Below are 25006 nucleotides of genomic sequence, written 5' to 3'. Positions count from 1 at the left end.
CCCGCGAGCCGTTGCCAGGTCGCGGGGCGCTGTGAGTAGGAACGAAGATCAGGCTCGGTTAATTCAAGTCGAACCGATCGTTGTTCATCACCTTGACCCACGCCTTGACGAAGTCGGCGACGAACTTGTCCTTCGCGTCGTCGGAGGCATATACCTCAGCGAGGGATCGCAGGATCGAGTTCGAACCGAAGACCAGATCGGCGCCGGTGGCAGTCCACTTGGGATCGCCGGTGGCGCGGTCGCTGCCCTCGTACACGTTCTCCGCCGACTCCGACACCTTCCACGCCGTGCCCATGTCGAGCAGGTTCACGAAGAAGTCATTGGTCAACGCGCCGGGTCGATCGGTGAAGACGCCGTGCTTGCTCCCGCCGTTGCCCAACGCCCGCAGGCCGCCGACGAGAACCGTCATCTCGGGTGCGGTCAGGTTCAACATGTAGGCCCGGTCCACCAGCAGGTGCTCCGCCGGCGTCTTATCGCCGCTGCGCTGATAGTTGCGGAAGCCGTCGGCTCGTGGTTCGAGGACCTCGAACGTCTCTACATCGGTCTGCTCCTGCGAGGCGTCTGTGCGTCCCGGTGCGAACGGCACCGTGATGTCATGCCCGACATCCTTGGCCGCTTTCTCGATGGCCGCGGAACCTCCCAGCACGATCAGGTCGGCGAGCGAGATCTTCGTCCCACCGGCCGCCGAACCGTTGAAGTCGGACTGGATATTCTCCAGAGCCGGCAACACGGTACCCAGGTCGGCAGACTTGTTGACCTCCCAATCCTTCTGAGGCGCAAGGCGAATGCGCGCTCCGTTGGCACCGCCCCGCAGGTCGGTGCCGCGGAAGCTGGCCGCCGACGCCCACGCCGCCGAGACCAACTGGGAGACCGACAGACCCGAGTCGAGGATCTTGGCCTTCAACGCCGCGACGTCGTCGTCGGTAACCAGCTCGTGGTCGACGGCAGGAACGGGGTCCTGCCACAGCTGCGGCTCGGCAATCCACGGACCCAGATAGCGGGAAAGCGGTCCCATGTCGCGGTGCAGCAGCTTGTACCACGCCTTCCCGAACGCCTCGGTGAGCTCCTCGGGGTGATCCAGCCAGCGCCGGGTGATCTCCCCGTACGTCGGGTCCAGGCGCATCGTGAGGTCCGTGACCAGCATCGTCGGTTTGCGGTTCGGGCCGCCGAAGGGGTCGGGAATGGTGGCCTCGGCGTTCTTTGCCTCGAACTGCCACGCACCGGCGGGGCTCTTGGTCAGCTCCCACTCGTTGCCGTAGAGGGTCTCAAGGAACGAGTTGTCCCACTTGGTGGGGGTAGACGTCCAGACGACTTCGAGCCCGCTGGTGATCGCGTCCTTGCCCACGCCGGTTCCGAACGAACTCTTCCAGCCGAGGCCCTGCAGTTCGAGGGGGCAGCCCTCGGGTTCGGGACCGACGAGGTCGCCGTCGCCGGCGCCGTGGGTCTTCCCGACCGTGTGGCCACCGACGATGAGCGCGGCCGTCTCCTCGTCGTTCATCGCCATCCGACCGAACGTCTCGCGAATGTCCTTGGCGGCAGCCAGTGGATCCGGTTGCCCTTCAGGGCCTTCCGGGTTCACGTAGATCAGGCCCATGGTCGTCGCGCCAAAGGGATTGGCCAGTTCCCGGTCGCCGGAATAGCGCTTGTCGGTGCCCAGCCAGGCTTCCTCTTCACCGAAGAGAATCTCCTCGGGTTCCCAGATGTCCTCGCGCCCGAAGCCGAAGCCGAACGTCTCCAGGCCCATGGATTCGTAGGCACAGTTGCCCGCGAAGATGATGAGGTCCGCCCAGGAGATCTTTTTGCCGTACTTCTGCTTGACCGGCCAGAGCAACCGGCGCGCTTTGTCGAGGCTGACGTTGTCGGGCCAGCTGTTCAGCGGGGCGAAGCGCTGTGCGCCTTCACCGCCGCCACCGCGGCCGTCTGAAATGCGATAGGTACCGGCGGCATGCCAGCTCATCCGGATGAAAAGCCCTCCGTAATGGCCGTAGTCAGCCGGCCACCAGTCCTGAGAACTCGTCATCAGCTCCATGAGGTCGCCCTTGAGAGCCTCGACGTCGAGCTTCTTGAACTCCTCGACGTATTTGAAGTCGCTATCGAGTGGGCTGGCTTGCGGCGCATGCTTTTTGAGAGGCGACAAGTCGACCTGGTTGGGCCACCAGTCTTGGTTGGTCCTAGGCTGATGCGCCTTCGGGGTGGGGGAGGAGATTACCGGGTTTTCGCTTTCGCTCTGGGTGTCAGTCGGTGTTTCCGGTTGCGGCGGCTTGCTATCGGGCACAACATTCCTTCCGGGAGTGGGTGTTTCGGGCGGTGATCACGGGTGTGATCGCGAGATGTCTGATGCCGAACAGTCGGGGCACAGGCCCCAGTAGATGACCTCGGCCTCGTCGACGCGGAAGCCGTTGTCGTCGGCCGGGGTCAGGCACGGGACGTCGCCGACAGCGCAGTCGACGTCTTCGATGACGCCGCAGGATCGACAGACCACGTGGTGATGGTTGTCGCCGACGCGCGACTCGTAGCGGGCGACGGAGTTGGACGGCTGGATCCGCCGGACCAAACCAGCGGTGGTCAATGCTGCGAGCACGTCGTAGACGGCCTGTCGCGAGACGTCGGGCAAGGCCGAGCGCACCGCTGAATAGATGGTGTCGGTGTCGGAGTGCGGATGTGCGTGCACTGCCTCGAGGACTGCGAGCCGGGGGCGGGTCACTCGGAGCTCAGCTTCACGCAACTGCTCCGCGTAGTCCGGGACCGGCGTCACACCAACAGGCTTACGCCCTTTTCTGGAATGAGTCAAGTCTTGAGTTCGGTGTAACGAGAGGATTTTGAACACTCAGTGAACGCCGTACGATCACCACGTGTCGACGGAGCACGACCTCGACCATCGGTTCGACTACCTCTTCGAGCCGTTGACAGTCGTCGACGGCGACCTCGCGGACGAGGACACTCCGCAGCAGCGTGCGGGCGGCGGGAGCAGCAAGGTCGTGCCGGTCGCGCTCGTCGCCTCGGCGGTCACCGCGGCCGTGGCGATCGTGGCGCTCTTGCAGTGGCCCGCACGGTCAAACCCGGCCATTGCCCCCACCGCCGGCGACACGCAGTCGACTCCGTCATCGACGCAATCCGTCGCGCCTGATTCACCTCTTGTCGAAACTCCCGTGGCATCGGCCGTCGAATCCCGGCCCCAGCCGCAGATCGCGCCATCGGCAGGAGCCGCGCCCGGCGCGGGGCCTCAGCCCCCGGCGACCGCACCCAGCGTGGCCGCCTCCCGTTCACCCGCATTGCCGAGCACCCGTGCACCGATCAGCGTTGCGCCGTCAAGTCGTGCCCCACTCCCGTATCCGAACCCGAACCGCGATCCGAGCCGGCCGCATGGCGGGTTACTGGGTGGCGGCGGTGTGTTGTGACGGTCCCGTACCGTCTTTATTTGTTCGTGACCCGGGGGCCTCAGCGCGGAGGTGGAAGACGCCGATGACATCGACGGTGCACGTCGACGACCGGGTCGTCGGATTGGCGCGCGGCATGCGTGACCTGGTGCGTGCCGAGGCAGCTGAGGCAGAGTCGATGCGCACTCTCACGCCAGCGGTGGTGAAGGAGATGTGGACCTCCGGACTGATGTCGGCGTTCAATCCTGTCGCAGCCGCCGGAATGGAGCCCTCGTTCGCCGAGATGATCTCGACATGGATTGAAATGTCTTGGCAGGACGGCTCTTTCGGTTGGATCGGCATCGCGAACCTGCCGTCGTCATTCGCCGCCGCGGCGTATTTGCCGGATGAAGGTTTCGCGGAAGTATTCACTGCCCATGACAATCGCGTCACGATGGGAGGCCAGTTCTTCCCGAATGGGCAGGGTGCTGCGGTGGACGGCGGCTACCGGTTGAGCGGGTCGTGGAGTTTCGGCTCAGGCACCGGGCACTCAGAGTACATCGCTGCCGGGTTCATGCCGATGGACGACGGCGAAGTGCGCTGGGCCGCAGAGGGTCTCCCGGACATGCAGGTGGCAATCGTTCCGCGGAAGGACATCACATTCCTTGACGGCTGGTTCGTGCAGGGGCTCAAGGGAACTGGATCCTACGATTACCGCGCGGACGACGTGTTCGTTCCGAACAGTCGCACATTTCCACTGTTCGTCCGCGAGCCGCGCCGAGGCTCGTCGCCAGCCACCCGAATGGGCCTCATGCCCGTCACCGCCGCAGGTCACGCGTCGTGGGCGCTCGGCGTCGCCAAGAGCATGCTCGACGATGTCCAAGAGCTTGCCGCCACGAAGTTCCGCATGAGCGATATGGCCGCATTGGCCAGTCGACCGACCTTTCAGAAAGGCCTTGCGCACCACGTCGCGGCCTGGCGTGCCGCGCGCCTGCTGGTGCTCGACGCGTTCACCACGGCCGAGGCGGCGGTCGCGTCCGGCGAAGACCTCACGCCGCTTTTGCGCGCGGACATGCGTGCCGCCGCTGTCTACGCGACGGATGTTGCTCGGGGATGCGCCGAGTGGGCCCATCTGGTCGCGGGCACCAGCGCCATTCGTGAGGGGAGCCGCCTCGAACGAGCGTTCCGCGACATCTACACCGGCACCCAGCACGCATTCATCAGCGAGAAGGTGGCCATCGACGTCGCCCAGATCTGGCTCGGCATCATCGAGGACCAGCCGGGCCTGTGATGCGACTTTTCTCCCGTCGCTTCGCTCGCCCTGGACCTTTCTCCCGTCGCTTCGCTCGCCCTGGCTAGCTGTCTTCCTTGCGGATCAGCTTCCACAGCGCTTCGCGGTCGGGAGCCAGCAGCTCGTCGATCCGTGGCTGGTTCACATCGGCGACGATGATCTCGCCGACCTCCTGATACACATCGCTGAAGATGCCGTGCGCCTTCATCTTCTCGGTCTGATAGATGTTGTCCTCGGTCGGCGTGACGTAGTAGACGATCTCGGCTTTGAACCGGTGGATCAGCCACACATGGATCAAATCCATCAAGCGCTTCTGCCGAAGTTTCTCGGCGAACGTGTTCTGGTCGCGCACCGTCAGGATGCTGCGGCCGTGGCGGTCCTTGATCGGATCGACGACCACATTGGCCAGCGGCTCATCACCGTCACCGTAGATACCGAGGTCGAGAACGTCGGATCCCGCGCGCCGCGGCCGGAGCTGGACATGCAGCTTCTCGCCGAGCTCGTTGTAATCGCTCCACATCGCGAGCCACTCCTCGAGCAGCTTCTTCGGCACCTCGGTCTGGACGAGGTGCTGGCTCTGGGTCGAGCCTTCACCCATCGCCTTGGTGGTCGCCGTGCGGCCCGAGGACGCCGCGAGCGCAGCATCGCTGCGCGGGCCGCCAACGAGAGTTTGCGGTGTGCGGTAAGGGGATTCGACGAGGCGCATCTTGCGCTGAAGGCGCGCCAGCGCGAGCATGCCGTCCTGTTTGAGCGACGTTGCGAACTCCTCGGAGGCGACGCCGTCGACCTGGTGGCCGCCGTAGGTGATGAAGTTGAAGACGAATCCCATCTTGCCGATCTCTTCGGGGAAGGCCTTCATCTCCTCGTCAGTCATGCCGGTGGTGTCCCAGTTGAACGAGGGCGAGAGGTTGTACGCCAGCATCTTGTCCGGGTAGACGGCATGGATCGCGTCGGCGAACTGTTTCGCGTCAGCGAGGTCCGCGGTCTTGGTCTCCATCCAGAGAATGTCCGCAAACGGCGCCGCGGCAAGTGATTTCGCGATCGCGTACGGGATCCCGCCGCGGACCTGGTAATAGCCTTCCGGCGTCTTGGCGCGTTCGGCGTCCCACGCCACGTCGGCGCCCAGCTCCTTTGCCTTTTCGCGCGCGGTGGACGTCGGCGCGCTCTTCGCGAACTCCCGCCATTCGGCGGCGCTCATGTCGCCGGGCTCGCCCTCCCTCGCACGGAATTCGAGCAACTCGGCAACGGCCTCGCTGTACGTCTCCAGGCCGCCGTCGACCTGCCACACGTCGACGAACTGGGACTCGATCTTGTCGTAGCTGACATCGATCGGCTCGTCCGCGCCGTCCTTCCACGCCGAGACGGCCTCGGCGATCTTTTGCATCAGACCTTGACGATCGAGCCACGCATCGGCCGCGGCGTACTCGCCATCAGGCAGCGCATAGAGAAGGTGGCCGTTGATCTCCGTCGCGCCGAGGTCGTAGAAGCGTCGCGTCAGCGCCAGGAAGCAGGCCTTGTACGACGGGATTCTCAGGTTGGTGACGCCCAGGATGAACGGTTGGTCGCGTTCGTCGGCACGGCTGTCGAGCAGGTTCGCCGCCTCGGCGTCGGTGCGCGCCACGATGATGCCGGGCACGCGCATGATGTCGAGCTGGAAGCGGGCGGTGTTGAGGCGCTTGATCTGCTCGTCGGAGGGAACCAGAACCTTGCCGCCCTGGTGTCCGCATTTCTTCGTCCCCGGGCGCTGGTCCTCAATGTGGTATCCGGGCACACCCGCTTCGACGAAGCGCCGAATCAGGTTGCGCACGTGCGGATCCCCGCCGTGTCCCGTGTCGGCGTCGGCGATGATGAACGGCCGGTAGTCGATCGGCGGCGTCGCCGCGCGCTGCTGGTCGGTCATGTGCAGCCGCAGATACTGCTGGTTGCGGTCCGCGGTGAGCAGCGCGCGAACAAGGCCGGCGGCCTCGTCGGGCACCTGGCTCAGCGGATAGCTGGCGAGATCGGGCCCGGGATCCTCGCTGATCGAGCCCTTGGCCGAGGTGGCCCACCCGCCGAGGTAGATGCCCTCGATGCCGATGCGCTTCATCACCACGGCCTGACCCGGCGAGTACGGACCGAATGTGGTGATGCTTTTCTTCTCGGCAAACAACTCGCGCAGCCGGGGATAGAACGCCTCGGCGGCCTCGCGGGCCACCGGGTAGTCAGAGGGGATCGTGCCGCGCTGCTCGGCGACTTGGCGGGCCGTGTAAAGACGGATGATGCCGTCGTACCGCGGGCTGTCGATATAGCGCTGAGTTGCGGCGACGTCCTGCTCGAACGGTGTCGGGGCCTGTAGATCCGCATCGATGATGGCCATGGGTTTTGCTCCTGTCCAGCGCGGTTGCCGGTCCGAACGTGGACCCAGTACCAGACAATACGACGCGGTTACCGCCGAGTACACGAGTGGGCGTAGGCAACGCGGGCCCCTAGTCGCTCAGAGCGGTCACCGTTGCGTCACAGAACGAAAAAATCCTGGTCAGCGACGTGCGCTCGGCATCTAGGCCCTGGCACCATTGTTGCTGTAGTGACTGCTGTGAATGAGAGAGTGAAAACGAATGAAACGCATCGTGCGGACGCGAGGAGCGATACGGGGCTTGGCCTTCGCGATCGGTCTTGTCCTGTTGATGGCCGCTCCGGGCGTCGCGGCCGCTGACTCGCCGCCGACGTCGAGTCGCCAGCAGTACATCGACTTCGTGATCCAGCGTGCGCTGTCCCAGCGCGGCGTGCCGTTCCTCTACGGCGGAGGCAACATGGCGGGCCCGACGCGCGGCACGGGGCCCGACGCCAACATCGTCGGTTTCGACGCCTCGGGCCTGATGGTGTACGCGTTCGGCGGCGTCGGCATCAAGATGCCGCGCAAATCGGGGGACCAGTACCTCGCCGGCCGCAAGATCGCCCCGGCCCAGGCCAGGCGTGGCGACTTGCTCTTCTTCGGGCCCAACGGCACTCAGAGCGTGGCGATGTATCTGGGCAACGGACAGATGATCGAAGCCACCGAGCCCGCGGTCGTCGTCACCCCCGTGCGCACCACGAACATGGCGCCGTACCTGTCCCGCATGATCGATTGGTGATCAGCGACGGCCCTCAGAGCCGGCGGTGCCTTCGCGAACGCGGTGGTACGCGCGCGGCCCGCCCAGCGCCGAAATTCACGTTATGCAGAAAAAGTTCGAGTAGGCGTCTGCATAACGTGAATCTCGTTGAGCCGCAAGATGCACCTCGGCACTAGCCGCTGTTCACCACTCGGCCGGAGAGCGTGACGAAGTCCCACCCCGCTGCCCGCAGCGCAGTGATCGCGTCGCCGACGCCCGCGGCGGTACCTGACTCGGGATGATTCATGTGCGCAAGGACGACGGATCCTGGCGCTGCCCTGGTGATCGCAGAACGAACTTGTGCCGCAGACGATTTCGCTCCGTTGTCGGCGTTCACGGCAAAGCCGACGGGGCGTAGACCGAGGTCGTCGACGATCGAGACCCCGACATCGTCGTAATAGGCGGTGCCGGGACGAAACCACGCAGGGGGTGTTCCTGTCAGCGCCGTGAGTCTCACCTGGTTGGTCCAGACTTCGGTCGCCGCCTCGTCGGCCGAGCGTGTTCCTGCTATTCCGTACGCCGAGCGCCCGGTGACGGACAACGGGACATGGCGCGTTCCGTGGTTGCCGATTTCGAACAGTGGATTCGCCGCCAACTGCTGAGCGCGACCGGGGTGTGCGTCAAGCCATTTCGAGCACAAGAAGAGCGTCGCGGGCACGGAATTGTGGATCAGCGTGCCGAGCAGCGACTCGTCGCACCCTCCGGAGCAGGCATCGAAGGTCAGCGCGAGCTGCTTGCCGGACGCAGCGAACGTTGACATAACCCCTGGCAACGACGTACCCCACGACGTCGGCCTCACACCACGAAAGCGAGCCGCCACCGTGGCCGGGTCCGGTGAAGCGGACGCAACTGGCGCGGCGAACGCGGCGCCGACGACGGCAGCCGACCCGGCCAATGCCGCCAGGAATCTCCGACGGGATACCACGCGGGCACGCTAGCCGCGGTTGCTGACAACTGAACGAGGACTAGATGGCAACTAGGTGTCAATAACTTGATCAGCCGCCTAGTCTTTGACGACGCGCAGAACCGCCCGATATTCGGAGGAGGGGATGGCCTCCGGGGTCTCCGGATACGGATCGAGTGACAGCAGACGGATCGTGAACGGGCCCGTCTTTGCTTCGAGTCTGGTTTGGCCGGGGGCAGGGTTTGTGTTGAATTCGACGGCCGTCGGCGCGTGGCCGTCCATCGCGTCGACGAGCACGCGCAGGCGCGCCTCGCCCGTCCAGACGCAGCTGACCTTTCGTGGACATCGCGAGTCTTCTAACACCTGGTCGAACTTCACCCGCAGCGGTTCACCGGCGATGGTCGCGTCTTGTCCAAGCCCTAACGTGAACGCCTCGCCCAACTTCACCTGGGCAGGATTCGGCGGATCCGCGGTCGCCGACCGGCATCCACTCACGACGAGAATAGCTGCGAGACAGAGCAATACACGATGCAGATACCGCATGGTTGTCACCGCCCGTGCCATTCAGGCTTGCGCTTGTCGCGCCACGCCCGGGGTCCTTCGGCGGCGTCCTCGGTGACGGCGGCGACCTTGCGCATGGTCTCGCCGAATCGGACCGATTCGATCCAGCCCATGTCGGCGGTTCGCCACGCCACCTCCTTGGTAGCCCGCTGCGCCAAGGGCGCTGCGGCTGTGAGCGTGCGGGCCCACGCCGTCGCTTCAGCGTGCAGTTCGTCCGGCTCGACGAGCTTCCACACCAGACCGATCTCCTTTGCCCGCTGGGCGTTCATCGGTTTTCCTGTCAGCAGCAGCTCCATCGCGTTGGCCCATCCCACCCGCGGTGGAAGCCGGATCGCCCCGACGATCGTGGGCACTCCGATCGTCACCTCCGGGTAGCAGAATGTGGCGTCGGTACTCGCAATCACGAAGTCGCAGAACAATACTCCGGTCAACCCGTATCCGATACATGGCCCCTGCACGGCGGCGATCGTGGGCTTGAACAGCTCCATGCCGCTCTCGAAAGAGTTGATCGTCGGCTTCTCCCAGAATGTGCCAGCGAACGTGCCCACTGCGCCTTCACCGTCCTTGAGATCGGCGCCGGCACAGAACACGCTGCCCTCGCCCTTCAGTATCCCGACCCAGGCGTCTTCCTCACCCCGGAACCGCTCCCAGGCCGCGTTCAACTCGTTGCGCAGCGCGCCGTTGATGGCGTTGCGAGCCTCGGGCCGGTTCAAGGAGATGGTCGCGATGTGATCCCGCAGGTCATAGGTGACGAGGCTCATAGCCCAACCCTAGTTACGTCTCGCTCGTCAGCCGACGTTGATAAACGGACTCATTGCGTCGCGCGCGAATTGAGCGACGTTGGTCGAGGGGTTTCCGTCCGGATAACTCACCGTGGCCAACACGTTGGCGCCCGCATCGGCGAAATCACCGTCGGCTCGTCCCTGATGGGTCGTGGAGGTCACCAGGATGACGCCCGACGTGCCCGCCTGCTTTGCGAGAGGTACCGAGAACTGGGCGTTCTGCACAGTGCTGTTGGCTCTGTCCTCCACGATGATTCTGTCGTTCGGAATGCCGAGGAGCAGCAACATCTTTCGCATCTGCTCGGCTTCCGTGACACCGTTCTGCGGATTGCCGCCGGTCACGATGATCGGCGATTGGGGAAAGAACTGCGCGACCGCGAGCCCGGTGAGGACCCGCCGGCGAAGGATCGTGCGCATCGTGCCGTTCTGGTTCAGTCCGTAGCCCAGGATGACGATGGCGGGTCGTGAGAAGTCCTTCACCGCGGCGGGTTCTGCGTGTGAGACCGCTTGAGGGAACCCACCCAGCGCGACGGCCGCGCACAGTGTCACTGCACCCACTCCGGCCTTGAATCGCCTGCGCATGCGGCCTCCGAACACCTGTGACGGCTGGTTTTGACGTGACTCCGGTATTTCGCTGCATTCAGGTTTGGCGTTACGGGCATTAGCTGCGGGGGAGCAGCGAGATCTTCTGCCAGATCTTGTTGGACAGCTCGGTGGTCAGCGTCTCGATGTAGGAGATCGTCTCGAGCACGACGTCGTCGGCGCTGTGTTCGGCACACAGCGCCGCGGCCTTGGCGTCCAGGCTGAGCATCTCCGAGCAGTAGTTGAGGTAGTAGTGGAGCTGGTCGGCGTCGAGCCCGTGCCGGATGCTCTCCGCGGTCGGCGTATATCCCGGACTGACCTGTTCCGGATCCTTCGACAGCTGGTGCATGTCGATGACGTGCGCGAACGACCGCAACCGGTGGAGCACACGCAGCAGTGCACGACGTTCCAAGCGCTCGGGAAACGCCCATAGGAACACCAGAGCGATACCCGCGAAGACGAGATCGTTGACGGTACTTTCGACGAGCGGGACCCAATCTGCGGTCCGGGCAAGCCCGTTGACGATAACCGAGCGCAATGAGAACGCCAGCGCGATCAGCGTCGCGGCGACGATCGTGATCCCAGCGACGCGAGCGGCCATCGCCCGGCGCCGAAGACGGTCGCGCGAGTTGGCGGCTTCGCTTTCCACGAGCACGACCAGGCCACCGAGATCGCGTACCGCCTTGGTCAGCCCACGCTCACCGAACCGTGCGGATATGCGCCGTTCGAGCTGCGCGACAGTCTGACCTACGTGGTCGGCAGAGAGCTGAACCTTGTCTCCGGCCGGGCTCGTATTCGCCGCGCGCTGATTCACAACAACTTCATCTCCGAAAGCCGTTGCGGCAACGCGTCAACGTGTTCCGCGAGCGCAGCGCGGCGGTCCGCGTCAATCGGAACCTGCGTGCCGTGCTTCTCGATCGGAATCGGGTTTTCACGGTCCAGAGCCACCAACGCGGCAACGAGTGCGTCGCGGTCACGGGTGCCGTCCAGCAAGGGCAGAAGGTAGCTCTCGACCGGAGACAGACTCAGCGTCTCGTGCCAGCGGTTGAAGGTCGATGCGGAGCCGTCCTCTCGCGTCACCTCCGCCATGCGTCTGGCTACCTCATCCACCCGAACCGGGTCGACCGCGGGTTCCGGCACCACCGGGTCGAGACGAAACCGCGCCTGGCCCTGAAGAATCAAGACGCTCATGAGGTTGTCGACGTGTTGCGAAAGGTTGTCGCCGGGCGTGAGACCCACGGCGACGAGCCGCGCACGCGCCGCCTCGATGAGTTCCTGCCGCGACAGCGTCCACGGCCAGCGCGCACTCAGTGCGTCCAGCGCCGCCTTGATACCTGGATCGTTCGTGAACAGCGTCGCGCCATCGGACTGCACGTATTCCTGGCGAGAATGATCCACGCGCGTCTGCCCGTCGGCAGGCGGCAGCGACGCGGCAATGTGCAACCGAGCGTATCGACTGCCGTCCGGGTTGTAGTGGATGTGGGGGGCGCGGTCAGCCTGCACCAAAAGAGATTCGCGATACATGCGGTTGGCCACGAAATCCAGGTATTGCTCGGCCAGCACTTGAACGCCTTTGGATTTCTCGTGCACGTATTCGGCAACCCGTGGACCGTAGTTGCCTGGCATCATCACCTCGGGACTGGCTTCGGCCAAATATGCCAACCCGTGCGCACCGGCGCGCTCCACCATCGCGTAGAAGTAGCACGGTGTGTTGACCGGCTCCAGCTCGTCGTGCAGCACGTAGGAGTCCCCGAATTGCTCTGCGAATGCCTTAGATTCGGTCACCACTCTGGCCAGCACACTGTCGGGCGGGGCAACATCGCCGAGGAAATCCGCCATACTGCGTGCGCTGCGGATCCTCTCGTCCGGGGTTACCCCGCCACCACTGGCGAGCATCATGGCGTCTCGGAGAACCTCTTTGGACTTCCAGCCCGGATACACGTTGTAACTGACGTAGGCGACCCCATCCGGGGACAGCATCGTGCGGATCCCGGACAACAGCGCGTCCTGCACCCCGGGGGGTACCCAGCTGTACACGCCGTGGGCGATGATGAAATCGAACTGCCCGAGCGCAGCGAGATCCAAGCGAGCGACATCACCCTCGACGAGCTCGACATTCTCAAGGCCCAAGGCCTGCACGTGGGCGTTGGCCGTCTCGATCTGGACCGGCGACAGATCGATACCGACAACGCGGGCCCGGGGGTGCGCCGCAGCGAACGGGATCAGATTGGCCCCGGAAGCACAACCGATTTCGAGTACGCGCGCGGTTGACACCTGGGGCGTCTCCAGCCCGAACAGGTATGCGATAGCGGCAAGCTGTCCCGGCGCCGACTGCGGGAATGAAACCGCTGCATACGGCGTCGCGTCGTAGTCGGCGCGCAGCTGGTCGACCACGTCGTTCAGAGTCACTACCTGCTCCCATGCGTTTGACCGGACCATTCGATCACAGCCCTGAGGGCTCGCAGGAAGCTGGCATGGCAATGCGCTTGGCGGCGCATCACATCAGCGGCGAATTGGTTTGCCAATCAGCCTGATTGGCCGGGCCTGAGATCATCGGAGCGACCGGCTTCGAGTCGCGACCATTGAGCTATCGGGCGGCCGTCCATCCGGGTGTTGGAGCCGTCGACCGGCCACTCCTGCGGCCATCCCGGCGGGGAGTCCTCCCACGGCTCCTGTCGTCCGTACATGGTGAGGTCCATCAGCGCGTAGCTGTAGTCCATGACCTCTACGCCGCGCCGGGTGGTCCAATACGTCTCGAAAACCCGGTCGCCATCGCGCAGGTAGCAGACGAGATGCATCAAGCCGACGTGGCGACCGACAAGAAGCGTGTCCAGGGAGGGGAGTGCGGAGTACCAGGGTGTCGTCCAGCCCATGAACTCGCGGTATCGATTGCTCTCATCGAAGGGACCCTGGCAGAACACGGCATAGGTGATTTCGCGCGAGTGAAGGTAGGCGAGCTCCTGGACGTGGGTGGTGCACCACGTGCAGCCTTCGCACTGTTGCGGTGCGGGCCGGCCGGGGTACCACATGAAGTAGTAGGCGATGAGTTGCCGGCGTCCTTCGAACGCATCGAGAAGGGTGAGCGGCCCGTCGGGTCCTGTTAGGCCGAGATTCGCGTCGACCTCCACCATGGGGAGTTGTCGTCGCGCCGCGGCTATCGCGTCGCCCTCGCGGACGTGCGCTTTCTCCCGCACCCTCAATCTGTCCACTTCGGCTTCGAAGGTGCTCCGGTCGACGACCGACGGTATGTCGTTCATTCGACGACGTCCACGTCGGCCGGACCGAACAGGCACAGGTGATCGAGCACTGCGGCGGGGTCACCCGACCACTCCATGGCGGCCAGCTGGGCGCGGCTTCGGCGTCCCGTCCGCCAGCGCAACGCGTCGAATCGCGTAGTGCGAAGGGTCAATTCGGGCTCATCGTCCGGTCCGCTCCGGTACTGCTCGTCTTCCACGATCACCTGCAGAGGCACAGGTGTCCGCAGGCTGTCCAGAAGACGATCCGACGTGAACCACACCGCCCCGGAATCGCGGGCCCCTGGCCGGCCGATCGCGCTGCGGATGTCGTGCTCATGGCATGCGATATCCCCGAGAGGAGGTTCCACACCGGCAGATTCGGCCATCTGGTCCAGCTGTGCGGCAGCGGCGGCCCACACCGCCAGAATCTCGGCGATGTGACAGCCGTTGAATCGGGCGACGTGCATGGCTGTCTGCTCGTCGGTGGGCGGCCCGGTCAGGCGTCGGCTCGCCCAATCCTCCGCGACGGCCGTCACATGGGCCACCACGTCGCGGACCGACCACCCTGGACACGCCCCGACGGATGTGCTCAACGCGGTCTCGTCGAGCGAAGTCACCAGCCCGGCAATTCGGCCCCTTGTCTCCTGATAGAGGCGTGCCACCTCGGGCGGAGTGTTGATCGAGCGACGCGCCGTGGGTGTTTCCATTGCTTCCCTTCTACTTTCGCAAATGCAAATATTCAACGTGTTTGTTTAATTTCTGTCTCCAGCAGACCACGAGCGGCCGCTATAGTCAACAAGATGGTTGAAGATCAGGTGTTGGACCGGGCCTACGCCGCGCTCGCCGATCCGACTCGACGCCAGCTCCTGGAGGCGCTTCGAGGAGGCGATGCCCGCATTACCGACTTGGCTGCACCGCTGCCGATGACGTTCGCCGGCGTGTCACGTCACATCGGCGTGCTGGAAGCCGCCGGACTCGTCGCACGGGAGATCCGCGGACGTGAGCACTGGCTGTCTCTGCGCCCGGAAGGGTTGTCGATCGCACAGAGGTGGATCAACGACCAGACAGACTTTTGGTCGACGCGAGCTGACGCGCTCTCCGCGCGCCTGCGCCGAAAGGGACGCGGACGATGACCGATGCGCCAGTTGTTCGCGTTCAACGCGTCATGCCTGCCACTCCGGACGTCGTGTTCGACCAATGGCTCGATCCAGAGTCGTTGGAGGAGTGGATGTGTCCGCGCCCGGCCCGTTGTGTTGCGATCACGGTCGAACCCCGCGTCGGGGGCGTCGTGCGCTTCGACGTCGACGACCTGGGCTCCAGCGTCCTGATCACGGGCCAGTTCCTGGCGATCGACCGCCCGCACCTTCTGCGCTTCACCTGGAGCAATTCGAATTGGGAGGACCCGACGTCCGTCAGCGTCGTCACCGTATCCTTCGAGCCGTTCAACGCCGAACAGACGCTCATGTCCATCGAGCATTCCCTCATGCCGCCAAAGGAATTCGACAACTTCCACAACGGATGGACGAAGACGTCAGATCAGCTCGCGGCATTTCTTCGCAACGGGTGACGCCGGCTACGTGTGCCTACCGCAAGCGAAGATGTTCAGGCCGAGCACCTTCGACAAGTACGCGGTCGCATACTGGCCCCTGACGGTGTTGCCCGCGAAATCCAGTCGCGGCGAGAACACGCCGATACCGGCCTTGCCCGGCGCCACAGTCACGATTCCACCGGATACTCCGGACTTGCCCGGAAGCCCGATCTCGAAAAGCCATTCGCCGGACCGCTCGTACAGCCCGTTCGCCGCGAGGATCGCGAGCGTGTCCCGACACATCTGGCCCGACACAACCCGTTCACCGGTGCGCGGATTGACACCGCCATTGGCGAGGGTCGCACCCATCACCGCAAGGTCGCTCGCGGTTACTCGAAGCGAACACTGCTTGGTGTACGTGTCGACCACCGAGAGCGGATCGACGTCGAGCCGCCCGTAGCCTTCCAGAAGGCGCGCGATGGCGCGATTGCGCTGATTCGTCTCCGATTCTGACTTGTACACAACATCGTCGAGTTCGAGTGGGCGCCCGGCGAATTGGGACAGACCACGGTGTATCCGCTCCCACCGCTCGGCCGCTGTGGGTCCGGGTATTAGTGCCGTGGTGGCAATTGCTCCGGCATTCACCATCGGGTTCATCGGATGTCCGTCGTTGAGCTCGATGGCCATGACGGAGTTGAACGGCAGGCCGGTGTTGTTGACTCCGATGCGTCGACGGATCGCCTCATGGCCGATCTTCTCGCACACCAGCGCATAGACGAAGGCCTTCGAGATCGACTGGATCGAGAACTCCGCGTCCACATCACCTGCGGAATGCAGCTCTCCGTTCACCTCGGCCACGCAGATTCCGAAGAGGTCCGGATTTGCCTGGGCGAGCACCGGTATGTAATCGGCGACAGCGCCATCCTGTTGGGGCGAGTAGCGTCGATGTGCCTCCTGGACCAGTGACTCGACCTGATTCCAATCGGGGAGACATCACGTCGAAACCCACTGGACGGCGCCGTCAACGTCCACGCGATCAGGGTATGCGGTCTGCTGTCGACAGCGACGAAATCAAGGAAGCTAGACCCATGAGTTTCACAGTGGAGCGGATCGACCACGTGGTGTTGAACTGTCGGGATGTCGAAGCCACGGCGGCCTGGTACGAGCGTGTTCTAGGAATGACGCGGCAGACGTTTGGGCCGTCGAACCGAACAGCGCTGTCCTTCGGGCACCAGAAGATCAACCTGCGACCCGTGGGCGCCCAAGCCGATGATCCAGCGTGGGTGACCGGGGCGGTCGAGGCCGCAGGGTCCGAAGACCTGTGCTTCATCACCGAATGCACGCCGGAGGAGGTCCGCACCCACCTCGATGAGTGCGGCGTCGAGATCACCGAGGGCCCGGTGCCCAAGACTGGGGCTCTCGGGCCGATGACGTCGCACTACTGCCGCGACCTCGACGGAAATCTCATCGAGATCGCGGTCTACTGAGGCACTACCTTCGGTGCTGTGCGGTGGATCGTCGACGCCATGAACGTGATCGGGATCCGGCCTGACGGCTGGTGGAAGAACCGGCGCGGCGCGATGGTCCACCTGGTGGAAAACCTCGAACGCTGGGCGTCGGCGGAAGGTCAGCACGTGACCGTCGTATTCGAGCATCCGATGTCTCCGCCCATTCGCTCGTCTGTGGTCGAGATACGACATGCGCCACAGGCCGCGGCCAACTCCGGCGATGACGAGATCGTCCGGCGCGTGCAGGTTGACGCCAATCCTCAGCAGCTCACAATCGTGACTTCTGACGTGACGTTGGCTGATCGGGTCCGGGGACTAGGGGCATCCGTCTATCCGGCGGCGAAGTTCCGCAATCTCATTGACCCCGTTCGCTAGAGAGGACGCATACACGGTTCGAGCGTCATCGAATCGTGTAGGGGTAACCCTCCCAGCATGAGCATGGATTCGTTACTGGACCGCGTGGATCTGGACGGCTTTCCGGAGTGGCAACCGTCGCCGAGGCCGTCGAGCGCCGACGTCCCGAGGCCGGCACCTGGTGCGAGGCATGGACAGTGCGCGACATCGTCATTCATCAAACCGGCAACGCAGAAGAATTGGCACGCGTGCTCGGCGGCCACCTCGGCGGCGAGCCCGTGCCAACTCGGGGTTTCGAAGAACGTGAGGCTCCGTTTCGGGCGCTGGCCAACGCTGACTTGTGGTCGGCGTTCGTCGAGCGGATGGCGCGGCTCGATGAAGTCGCCGCGGCAGCCGAGGAACTACCTGACGACACCGACGTCGCCTGGACAGGACGGACCATGAAGGTGCCGTGGTTCGCAGAGCACATGCGCGAGGAGTTGGTGCTGCACGGCTGGGACATCACCGGCGATGACGAGGCAGCGCAGCAGCGGCTCGGCCAGTGGTGGATGACCGAGCACAGCGTGCAGGCCGTCGGGCAACCGCTGCTCATGCGAGGCGCCAAGGCGCTCGGGCTCGACACTGGCGAGCGCGTCGAGGCGCGGCTACGGGTTCAAGATTCCGACGACGTCGTCGTGACAGCCGAGACAGAGAGCACATCCATCCAGCTTGCGCTCGGCCGGCTACGCGCGCTGCTCAGCGGCTACTGAGAATCGGGCCGCTTCACCGGCGTCGGGGGCGAACCTGCACCCTCGCTCCACGCGACGGCGCGATGGCAACCCCCCGCGACAGCCACCGTTCGTCTCGAGCGCGCGACGGCAGGATTACGTAGTCGCGCAACAGAGTTCGTAACACGACGCGCAGCTCCATGGTGGCGAATGCCGCGCCGATGCAGCGACGAACTCCACCGCCGTATGGGATCCATTGCACGGGATCGGGGCGTTGATCGATGAAGCGATCGGGATTGAAGCGGCGAGCGTCGGGGAAGACGGCTTCGTCTTCGTGCAGCAAACCGATGCTGGCAGCGATCAGTTGGCCCTGCGGCATCGTCCACGGACCGATGTCCAGGGTGGGGGCCTTGACCTGACGGAACGTGATGTCGATGACGGGACGCGTGCGCAGGATCTCGGACACGGTGGCGTCCAACAGATTTTCGGACCCGGCATCGAGTTCGGCGACGAGGCGGTCAAGCAGTTGCGGGTGTCGCTGTAGACGTTCGACCGCCCAGGCAAGCGAGGTCGCGGTCGTCTCGTGACCGGCCGCGAGCATGGTGATCAGTTCGTCGGCGATCTCGGCCCGGCTCATCGATGTGCCGTCTTCGTAGGTGCTCTGCAGCATCAGCGCCAGCATGTCGTCACGGGACGCAAGGTCGGGGTCGGCCTCGGCCTTGTCGATCAACTGGTGAACGAGCACGTCGTAGTCGCGGCGGTATTGGTAGAACCGGCCCCATGGACTCCATCGTCCCCAATCCCATTGCGGCACAGGGATCAGCGCGAGTTTCGAACCGAGTTTAATCCCGGGCGGCAGTATCTTGCGCAGACGCTCCAGCTCCTCGCCGTCCGCCCCGAACACCGCGCGCAGGATGACGTTGAGAGTGATACGGACCATCGACGGCATTGCCGGGAAGATCTGATCGTGTGGCCAGGAGGCGAACTCATCGACCGCCTCGCGTTCCACGATCGCTTCGTAGGAGGCCAGGCGCCGTCCATTGAACGTGGGTGTCAGTAACTTGCGTCGGGTTCGGTGCTGGTCGCCCATCAGCGCGAACATGGAATTTGGTCCCATGATCCGGCCAAGATTCGCGTCGGTCGTGTCGACGACGCTGGGAGGTGTCTTGAACAGCTGGCGGATATGGGTGGGATCGCTGATGACGACCATTTGTCCGAAGATCGGCAGATCGAGGGTAAAGGCCGAACCGTAGCGACGGCGCAACATCTGTATCCCTCGTCTGCGATTGGCCACTGCCAACGCGCCTTGGATGGCCCGGGGGAAAGGGGGAGCGGGAGGCAGCTTCACGACAGCAGTGGATGCCTCGTGATCAGTTGTGGTCATTACGTCCCAACTCGGTGCATGGTGTAGTCCGGCAAACGGCCCGGCGACGATAGTAGGCCGAGGCGTCGAGTCTATGCACAGAGAGCGAAATGTCTGGCGCAAACGTGCTTCCTGGGCCGATCACGTCGCGACCTGATCAGCGGGCAGGTGGTTTATCCGCGATACTCCGCAACCGTGGCGGCGTACTCATCGAGTACTCGCAGGGATTCGTCCGTCGGTAACGTCGGGAGCAGCAGTGCCACCTGGTCGAAACCCAGAGCCTCGACGCCACGCCAGTAATCGGGCTCGGGCGGCGTGCCGAACATAGCCAACGGAACGTCGTGACCCGCGCCGTCGCGCAGTTGGTCGATTCTTTCCTTAAGATGCTCGACCGGGAATGGGTTGGATATCCAGCCCGCCTTGTGCCTGATGATCCGTTTTACCGTGGCATCGGAGTCGCCGCCGACGAAGATGGGCGGATACGGCTTCTGAACTGGCTTGGGCCTCATGTAGGTCGATTCGAACTCGACGTATTTGCCGTGATATTCGGCGGGTTCGTCGGTCCAGAGGGCCTTGATGGCGTCAATGCGCTCGTCGAGTAGCGCACCGCGGGTCTTCGGGTCCGTGCCGTGGTTGCGCATCTCCTCGAGATTCCAGCCGGCGCCGACACCCAGACTGAACCTGCCGCCAGAGATCAAGTCGATGCTCGCAGCTTCCTTCGCAGTGATGATGGGGTCACGCTGAATGAGTAGCGCAATCCCGGTCATCAGCTCGATCCGCGACGTCACGGCCGCCGCCGCGGCGAGCGTGACGAAAGGGTCGAGAGTTCGGTAGTACTGCGCAGGCAGCTCGCCGCCCATGGGGTAGGTGGTCTGGCGGCTGGCCGGAATTTGCGTGTGCTCGGCAATGACCAGCGAGTCGAAGCCTCGCTCTTCGATCGCCCGCGCCAGCGTCACTGTGTCGATGCCGTCGTCGGTGACGAACGTGGAGATTCCAATCTTCATCGCGATCCTCGTCTCTCGGCTTTGCCGGTACCGACGCTCGGCAGCGCAGGCTTATTCCCCACCCGCTGATCTCCGTCGTCGAGGCGGCGAAGACACGAGAATCTGGGCATGAGCATCGAACGGATCAATCCCGACGCGTTGCATCGGCCGCCCGGGTACCACCATGTGACCATAGCCGCCGTTGACCGGTTGGTGTTCCTGGCCGGGCAGTGCCCGGTTCGTCACGACGGCGGTGTTCCTGACGAGGGTGACCTCGATGAGCAGGTTCGGGTGACTGTGAGCAACTGCATGATCGCCCTGACCGCGGCCGGGGCCACGCCTAGCAACGTGGTTCGCGCGGTGGTCTACGTTGTCAGTTCGGACCGTGAGGTGCTCTCGAAGGTGTGGGCCGACTTGTTGGATTCCGAACTCCGCGAGGCGTTTTCATCTGCCTGCACTCTGTTGGGTGTCGCCCGATTGGGTTTTCCCGGCCAACGGGTCGAAATCGACCTCACGGCCGCGCTGTCGTGACGCGGCGAGCTCATCAGGGCAACGATTCGTGGCGTCGCGCCGTCCGCACCCACGGCCAGGTCATCAGCGCCCACACCGTCAGGACCAGCGCGATCTCGACGAAGACATACACGGGCCACGGCCCGAAGTAATCCAGCAGGCTCCCGGTGCCCGGCTTGCCGTTGAGGAAGCCGTAATTCGTTCCCGCGATCCGATTGAACGTGAACGTGAAGGCCGCCCAGGCCAACGTGACCACTACCGTGAAGCGGTAGCTCCGCCACGTCGGCCGCATCCCTCGGCCCCACGTGAAGTAGATCGCCGCCCACACGACCAGGATGTGTATCGACCAGAAGACGATGAACTGAAGGCTGGGGAAGTCCGGCCCCGTCAGCGCCGGCGTGATCAATGCCTGGGTGCTCAGCACCAGGCCCCAGTAGTACGTCAGTACATATGCCCACCGTCGCTGGGACCAGAATGCGTACGCGCCAACGACGGTGGCGAGGTCGGTCAGATGCAGTGGTACCGAATCAACGAGCGGTTGCGTACTCACCAAATAGATTTGCGCAGCGAGATATATCGCTGCCGTCACCGCGCCAAGGACACGACCAAGCCAGCGGGACTGCGCGTCGGACTGCCTGCGCCCCAACCACACAAGATGGACCCCGCCTACCGCGAAGACAGCTAGGGCACTCCAGTGCGAAGGTCCGTACGCCACGAACTCTCGGGACACGGTCGCACTGTAATGGCCCCGGCCCGCCGCGCAAGGCCAGCGCGGGGATGCCTGTCGGGCTACCCGGTCTCTGATGGCTCCGCCGGCGGGTACAACTCAGGCGAAAGATGTTGTGCCGGAAAACATCTGACGCGCGCCACCTCCCGAGGGCAATCCTGTCCTTGCCAGTACCAGGATCACCGGGGCATCCCCAGCTAGTCCACAGTTCGCGCATCGTCCTACTAGCCGCTGGGGGAGAGCTACCTCAGCTAACCGGCCAAGCGGCGGCACCACACGAAAACCCCATTTGAAAAGGAATATCTCATGACAGACACAAAACAACACCCGGCCAGCCTCGTTTCGCGGATCTGGAAATCGAAGCTGCTCGCGGGTGTACTCACCGCGGCGTTGGGCGCTGCTGTGCTGGCTTGGCCTGGCCCGTCAGTCCTTGTCGCCGCGACCTTGTTCGGCGTCTATCTGCTCGTCAGTGGAATCGCCGACGTCTTTCTGGCCGTCGCGCTGCCACGATCGGCGACAACTCGCGTGATGCTGTTCATCAGCGGCGCGCTGTCGGTGGTGTTGGCGATCCTGTCGTTCCGGCACTTCGGCGATAGCTATGCCGTGCTTCTGTTGTCGCTGTGGATCGGAATCGGCTTTGTTTTCCAGGGCGTTTCGGCGACCGTCGTGGGCGTCAGCGTCCCCGAGCTGCCCGAGCGCGGCTGGTACATCGTGTCCGGCATCGTCTCGGTGATCGGCGGCGCGGTCATGCTCGTCTGGCCGTTCGACTCCATCGCCGTGCTCACGCTTGCCGCTGGCATCTGGCTCGTGATCATGGGCGTCGTCGAGATCGTGTACTCGCTCGTGCTCCGCAAGGACATGAACAAGGCACGCGACACCATCGAAGCCGTTGCCTACCCGGCAGCAGCCTGACGTTTCAGCTCAATCGCTCATGCAGCCTGACTGCGTGGGCGATTGAGTTGTGCACTGGACTGTTCGGCGCGGCCCCAGACCACCCAGCGTTACATGTAACATGGAAACATGGCGGTGAGGCACAGAGTCGGCGAGTATCGACGACGGATGCGCGAGCGTGGCCTCCGGCCACTGCAGGTCTGGGTGCCTGACGTGCGAACCGAGACTTTCGCGGCCGAGGCGCACAGGCAAGCCTCGCTGGTCGCAGGAGCGGACGAAAACAGCGATGACCAAGACTTCGTTGAGGCAGTCTCGACGCGGTAGGACGAGGAGTGAACCGAGGGGAGATTTGGACCGTGGCCGGGAGGGTTTCCGCGGAGAAACCGCGTCCGGCAGTGATCGTTCAGGATGACCTCTTCGATGCCACGAGTTCGGTGACTGTTGCTCCGATAACCGGCACGCTGTTGGATGCTCCGCTGGTGCGCATTCGCGTCAGCGGCGGAGCCGAGAGGCAGTCGGGACTCGATCAAGACAGTGATGTGATGATCGACAAGCTCACGACGGTCAGACGTTCGAATGTCCATGCCCGGGTTGGCCGGCTGACAGCGGAGCAACTCGTCGAAGTCGAACGGGCAATGATGGCATTCCTGGGGCTTGCTCGGTAAGTGACAGTTGGGCTAATGAGTGGGAGGGCGTCCCCGGCTTACTTGACATAATGTCGCTTATCGGCAAATAGGCTGTTTTGAACAAACGGCCCTGCACCCTCGGATAGCCGCTCTGACCACCTCACAACGCCGACCGGGCCTTCGATTCCAAACGGAACCCCTCACGCCGCGCATAGGCCGTAGTTGCGTCGGGTTCAACCAGCTGAGTTGTGTGAGGTGATGGCCATGGTGTGCTTGAGTGTGCGGGCCGCGGGCCCATAACTGGCGACCGATCACCCGCCCCTCCTCGCGGCTTCGCCCGCCACCAAAACGTCACAGTGACGAATTCACCAGTGGGCGCGGAGCTGGTCTAACTCGCCAGCCTGCTCACGACATGATCCTTAAAGAAATGATGTTGTCCAGCTGTCGCGAGCGACGCCGCCGACTGTTCGCAGCGGATCCCGTTTGTGAATTGCTACAAGCGCTTGCGAACAGATGTCACTCGACTGGACCTCATCCTCTGTCAAGGTCCGACCCGGACGCAGCCGCGAGCCGGGTCAAGTCCAGGGACGTGGTGTACGAGGTCGTCGTGTGATTCTTCGAGTTGATGGTTCAGGCGGTCAGTGCCGCCGGGGTGGCCTCCTGTTCGGTCGGGTTGTCGTTGGTGGTGCGTGATTTGCTGAGAACTTCGAGGCCGAGGTAGCGGCGGGACTCGGCCCATTCGTCGTGTTGTTCAGCCAGGACAGCTCCCACAAGACGGATCAGGGCGCTCCGGTCGGGGAAGATCCCGACGACGTCGGTGCGGCGGCGGATTTCCTTGTTCAGCCGCTCCTGAGGGTTGTTGGACCAGATTTGGCGCCAGATTTGTTTGGGGAATACGGTGAACGCCAAGAGGTCGGCGCGGGCGTTCTCTAGGTGATCAGCCACCTGGGGTAGCTTTTCGGTGAGAGCATCGATGATTCGGTCGTATTGTGCGGCAACGGAATTAGCGTCCGGTTGGTCATAGACCGAATGGAGCAGCGTGCGTACCCACGGCCACGACGCCTTCGGGGTGATCGCCATCAGGTTGGTCGCGTAGTGCGTTCTGCAGCGCTGCCAGGACGCGCCGGGCAGGGTCGCGCCGATCGCGCTGATCAGCCCGGCGTGGGCATCGGAGGTGACCAGTTTGACTCCGGACAGCCCGCGGGCGGTCAGCGACCGCAGGAAGGTCAGCCAGCCGGCGCCGTCCTCGGCGGTGGTGACGTCGATGCCCAGGATCTCGCGGTAGCCCTCCGCGTTGACCCCGACCGCGATCAGCGCGTGCACGTTGACCACCCGGCCGGCTTCGCGGACCTTGAGGACCAAGGCGTCGGCAGCGACAAACGTATAGGGGCCGGCGTCCAGCGGCCGGGTGCGGAATGCCTCCACGGCGGTGTCGAGTTCCTTGGCCATCACCGACACCTGCGACTTCGACAACGACGTGATACCCAGCGTCTCGACGAGGCGGTCCATCCGCCGTGTCGACACCCCCAGCAGATAGCAGGTCGCCACCACGGTAGTCAACGCCCGTTCGGCGCGTTTGCGCCGTTCTAGCAGCCAGTCCGGGAAATAGGATCCGTGCCGCAATTTAGGGATCGCCAGGTCCAATGACCCTGTCCGGGTGTCGAATTGACGATTGCGGTAGCCGTTGCGCTGATTGGTCCGCTCATTGCTGCGCTCACCGTATCCGGCGCCGCACAACGCGTCGGCTTCCGCGCCCATCAAGGTGTGGATGAACGTGGCCAGCAGTTCGCGCAGTACATCAGGGTGGGTGGTGGTGAGTCGTTCGGCCAGCACAGCGGGCAGGTCGATATCGTGGGCAGTGGTCATCGCGTTGGTTCCTTTGCTCGAGTGACTTTGGCGGTCTCTCGAAGAATCACGCGATGACCTTCAATCACTCGGCTACGACACGCCGCACCTCAAAAGCCGGTCC

The 25006-nt window shown here is 64.0% G+C and carries 27 protein-coding genes and 1 pseudogene; 12 read left to right on the top strand and 16 right to left on the bottom strand.

Annotation, left to right across the window (positions count from 1 at the left end; genetic code table 11):
* Nucleotides 1-58: 58 nt before the first annotated feature.
* Complete coding sequence (katG, locus tag QOH60_RS17845) at nt 59-2275, bottom strand: catalase/peroxidase HPI (RefSeq protein WP_526422773.1); 2217 nt, start codon at nt 2273-2275, stop codon at nt 59-61.
* A gap of 36 nt (nt 2276-2311) precedes the next feature.
* Entirely contained in the window at nt 2312-2755 is a 444-nt protein-coding gene (locus tag QOH60_RS17840; RefSeq protein WP_526422771.1) for a Fur family transcriptional regulator, read from the bottom strand.
* A gap of 97 nt (nt 2756-2852) precedes the next feature.
* Here QOH60_RS17840 and QOH60_RS17835 point away from each other — a divergent pair, with 97 nt between their 5' ends.
* Complete coding sequence (locus QOH60_RS17835) at nt 2853-3398, top strand: hypothetical protein (protein ID WP_526422769.1); 546 nt, start codon at nt 2853-2855, stop codon at nt 3396-3398.
* Between the two features lie 64 nt (nt 3399-3462).
* The gene (locus QOH60_RS17830) at nt 3463-4647 is read left to right on the top strand and encodes an acyl-CoA dehydrogenase family protein (RefSeq protein ID WP_526422767.1); all 1185 of its coding nucleotides are present in this window, start codon (nt 3463-3465) and stop codon (nt 4645-4647) included.
* A 64-nt stretch (nt 4648-4711) separates the two neighbouring features.
* Here the strand turns inward: QOH60_RS17830 and aceA are convergent, their stop codons facing one another.
* On the bottom strand, nt 4712-7003 hold the full coding sequence (gene aceA / locus QOH60_RS17825) for an isocitrate lyase ICL2 (protein WP_526422765.1): 2292 nt from the start codon (nt 7001-7003) through the stop codon (nt 4712-4714).
* Between the two features lie 238 nt (nt 7004-7241).
* On the opposite strand from aceA, the gene ripD reads away from it, so the two are divergent.
* Nucleotides 7242-7757 carry an NlpC/P60 family peptidoglycan-binding protein RipD gene (ripD, locus tag QOH60_RS17820; RefSeq protein ID WP_526422763.1) on the top strand — a complete coding sequence of 172 codons (516 nt, stop codon included), beginning with the start codon at nt 7242-7244 and terminating at the stop codon, nt 7755-7757.
* Nucleotides 7758-7908: 151 nt separating this feature from the next.
* Here ripD and QOH60_RS17815 read toward each other — a convergent pair whose 3' ends face one another.
* The 8 genes from QOH60_RS17815 to QOH60_RS17780 all read right to left on the bottom strand — a co-directional run bounded on the left by QOH60_RS17815 (nt 7909) and on the right by QOH60_RS17780 (nt 14547).
* Nucleotides 7909-8700, bottom strand: a complete 792-nt coding sequence (locus tag QOH60_RS17815; RefSeq protein WP_526422761.1) for a polysaccharide deacetylase family protein — start codon at nt 8698-8700, stop codon at nt 7909-7911.
* A gap of 78 nt (nt 8701-8778) precedes the next feature.
* The gene (locus QOH60_RS17810; RefSeq protein ID WP_526422759.1) at nt 8779-9126 is read right to left on the bottom strand and encodes a hypothetical protein; all 348 of its coding nucleotides are present in this window, start codon (nt 9124-9126) and stop codon (nt 8779-8781) included.
* Between the two features lie 101 nt (nt 9127-9227).
* Nucleotides 9228-10001 carry an enoyl-CoA hydratase/isomerase family protein gene (locus QOH60_RS17805; protein WP_526422757.1) on the bottom strand — a complete coding sequence of 258 codons (774 nt, stop codon included), beginning with the start codon at nt 9999-10001 and terminating at the stop codon, nt 9228-9230.
* Between the two features lie 27 nt (nt 10002-10028).
* Nucleotides 10029-10604, bottom strand: a complete 576-nt coding sequence (locus QOH60_RS17800) for a YdcF family protein (protein WP_526422755.1) — start codon at nt 10602-10604, stop codon at nt 10029-10031.
* A 79-nt stretch (nt 10605-10683) separates the two neighbouring features.
* On the bottom strand, nt 10684-11418 hold the full coding sequence (locus QOH60_RS17795) for a hypothetical protein (protein ID WP_526422753.1): 735 nt from the start codon (nt 11416-11418) through the stop codon (nt 10684-10686).
* On the bottom strand, nt 11415-13013 hold the full coding sequence (locus QOH60_RS17790) for a methyltransferase regulatory domain-containing protein (protein WP_526422751.1): 1599 nt from the start codon (nt 13011-13013) through the stop codon (nt 11415-11417). The genes QOH60_RS17795 and QOH60_RS17790 overlap by 4 nt, the downstream gene beginning before the upstream one ends.
* Before the next feature lie 116 nt (nt 13014-13129).
* A complete protein-coding gene (locus QOH60_RS17785) occupies nt 13130-13861 on the bottom strand; it encodes a DUF899 family protein (RefSeq protein WP_526422749.1) in 732 nt (243 codons plus the stop codon).
* On the bottom strand, nt 13858-14547 hold the full coding sequence (locus tag QOH60_RS17780) for a maleylpyruvate isomerase N-terminal domain-containing protein (protein ID WP_526422747.1): 690 nt from the start codon (nt 14545-14547) through the stop codon (nt 13858-13860). The genes QOH60_RS17785 and QOH60_RS17780 overlap by 4 nt, the downstream gene beginning before the upstream one ends.
* Nucleotides 14548-14640: 93 nt before the next feature.
* Here QOH60_RS17780 and QOH60_RS17775 point away from each other — a divergent pair, with 93 nt between their 5' ends.
* Together QOH60_RS17775 and QOH60_RS17770 are read left to right on the top strand one after the other, a co-directional pair.
* Nucleotides 14641-14973 (top strand): ArsR/SmtB family transcription factor, encoded by a 333-nt coding sequence (locus tag QOH60_RS17775; protein WP_526422745.1) that lies wholly within the window; start codon nt 14641-14643, stop codon nt 14971-14973.
* Entirely contained in the window at nt 14970-15407 is a 438-nt protein-coding gene (locus tag QOH60_RS17770; RefSeq protein ID WP_526422743.1) for an SRPBCC family protein, read from the top strand. Before QOH60_RS17775 ends, QOH60_RS17770 begins: the two co-directional genes overlap by 4 nt.
* 6 nt (nt 15408-15413) lie before the next feature.
* Here QOH60_RS17770 and glsA read toward each other — a convergent pair.
* Nucleotides 15414-16343 (bottom strand): annotated as a pseudogene (gene glsA / locus QOH60_RS17765) (glutaminase A); the annotation flags it as partial.
* A gap of 113 nt (nt 16344-16456) precedes the next feature.
* Here glsA and QOH60_RS17760 point away from each other — a divergent pair.
* From QOH60_RS17760 to QOH60_RS17750, 3 genes are all read left to right on the top strand, one after another.
* Complete coding sequence (locus QOH60_RS17760; RefSeq protein ID WP_526422741.1) at nt 16457-16855, top strand: VOC family protein; 399 nt, start codon at nt 16457-16459, stop codon at nt 16853-16855.
* A gap of 18 nt (nt 16856-16873) precedes the next feature.
* Nucleotides 16874-17251 (top strand): NYN domain-containing protein, encoded by a 378-nt coding sequence (locus tag QOH60_RS17755; RefSeq protein ID WP_526422739.1) that lies wholly within the window; start codon nt 16874-16876, stop codon nt 17249-17251.
* Between the two features lie 107 nt (nt 17252-17358).
* Entirely contained in the window at nt 17359-17979 is a 621-nt protein-coding gene (locus tag QOH60_RS17750; RefSeq protein ID WP_526422737.1) for a maleylpyruvate isomerase N-terminal domain-containing protein, read from the top strand.
* Between the two features lie 13 nt (nt 17980-17992).
* Here QOH60_RS17750 and QOH60_RS17745 read toward each other — a convergent pair whose 3' ends face one another.
* Together QOH60_RS17745 and QOH60_RS17740 are read right to left on the bottom strand one after the other, a co-directional pair.
* Nucleotides 17993-19321 (bottom strand): cytochrome P450, encoded by a 1329-nt coding sequence (locus QOH60_RS17745; RefSeq protein WP_526422735.1) that lies wholly within the window; start codon nt 19319-19321, stop codon nt 17993-17995.
* A 152-nt stretch (nt 19322-19473) separates the two neighbouring features.
* On the bottom strand, nt 19474-20304 hold the full coding sequence (locus QOH60_RS17740) for an LLM class F420-dependent oxidoreductase (protein WP_526422733.1): 831 nt from the start codon (nt 20302-20304) through the stop codon (nt 19474-19476).
* Between the two features lie 108 nt (nt 20305-20412).
* On the opposite strand from QOH60_RS17740, the gene QOH60_RS17735 reads away from it, so the two are divergent.
* Nucleotides 20413-20814, top strand: a complete 402-nt coding sequence (locus tag QOH60_RS17735; RefSeq protein WP_526422731.1) for a RidA family protein — start codon at nt 20413-20415, stop codon at nt 20812-20814.
* 13 nt (nt 20815-20827) lie between these two features.
* On the opposite strand, the gene QOH60_RS17730 is transcribed toward QOH60_RS17735, so the two are convergent.
* Entirely contained in the window at nt 20828-21523 is a 696-nt protein-coding gene (locus QOH60_RS17730; protein WP_526422729.1) for a YwaF family protein, read from the bottom strand.
* Between the two features lie 303 nt (nt 21524-21826).
* Between QOH60_RS17730 and QOH60_RS17725 the strand changes: the two genes are divergently transcribed.
* The 3 genes from QOH60_RS17725 (at nt 21827) to QOH60_RS17715 (ending at nt 23076) form a co-directional block, all read left to right on the top strand.
* A complete protein-coding gene (locus QOH60_RS17725) occupies nt 21827-22432 on the top strand; it encodes an HdeD family acid-resistance protein (protein ID WP_526422727.1) in 606 nt (201 codons plus the stop codon).
* A 108-nt stretch (nt 22433-22540) separates the two neighbouring features.
* Entirely contained in the window at nt 22541-22735 is a 195-nt protein-coding gene (locus QOH60_RS17720) for an antitoxin MazE-like protein (RefSeq protein ID WP_526422725.1), read from the top strand.
* Between the two features lie 8 nt (nt 22736-22743).
* Nucleotides 22744-23076: a type II toxin-antitoxin system PemK/MazF family toxin gene (locus QOH60_RS17715; protein WP_526422723.1), complete on the top strand. Its 333-nt coding sequence runs from the start codon at nt 22744-22746 to the stop codon at nt 23074-23076.
* A 591-nt stretch (nt 23077-23667) separates the two neighbouring features.
* Here QOH60_RS17715 and QOH60_RS17710 read toward each other — a convergent pair.
* Nucleotides 23668-24903: an IS256 family transposase gene (locus QOH60_RS17710; RefSeq protein ID WP_526422721.1), complete on the bottom strand. Its 1236-nt coding sequence runs from the start codon at nt 24901-24903 to the stop codon at nt 23668-23670.
* Between the last annotated feature and the right edge of the window lie 103 nt (nt 24904-25006).

It is taken from the genome of Mycobacterium sp., assembly GCF_032159765.1.
Lineage (GTDB): Bacteria > Actinomycetota > Actinomycetes > Mycobacteriales > Mycobacteriaceae > Mycobacterium.
Note: the sequence above shows the minus strand (reverse complement) of the source record. Positions and strands in the feature narration are given on the sequence as shown.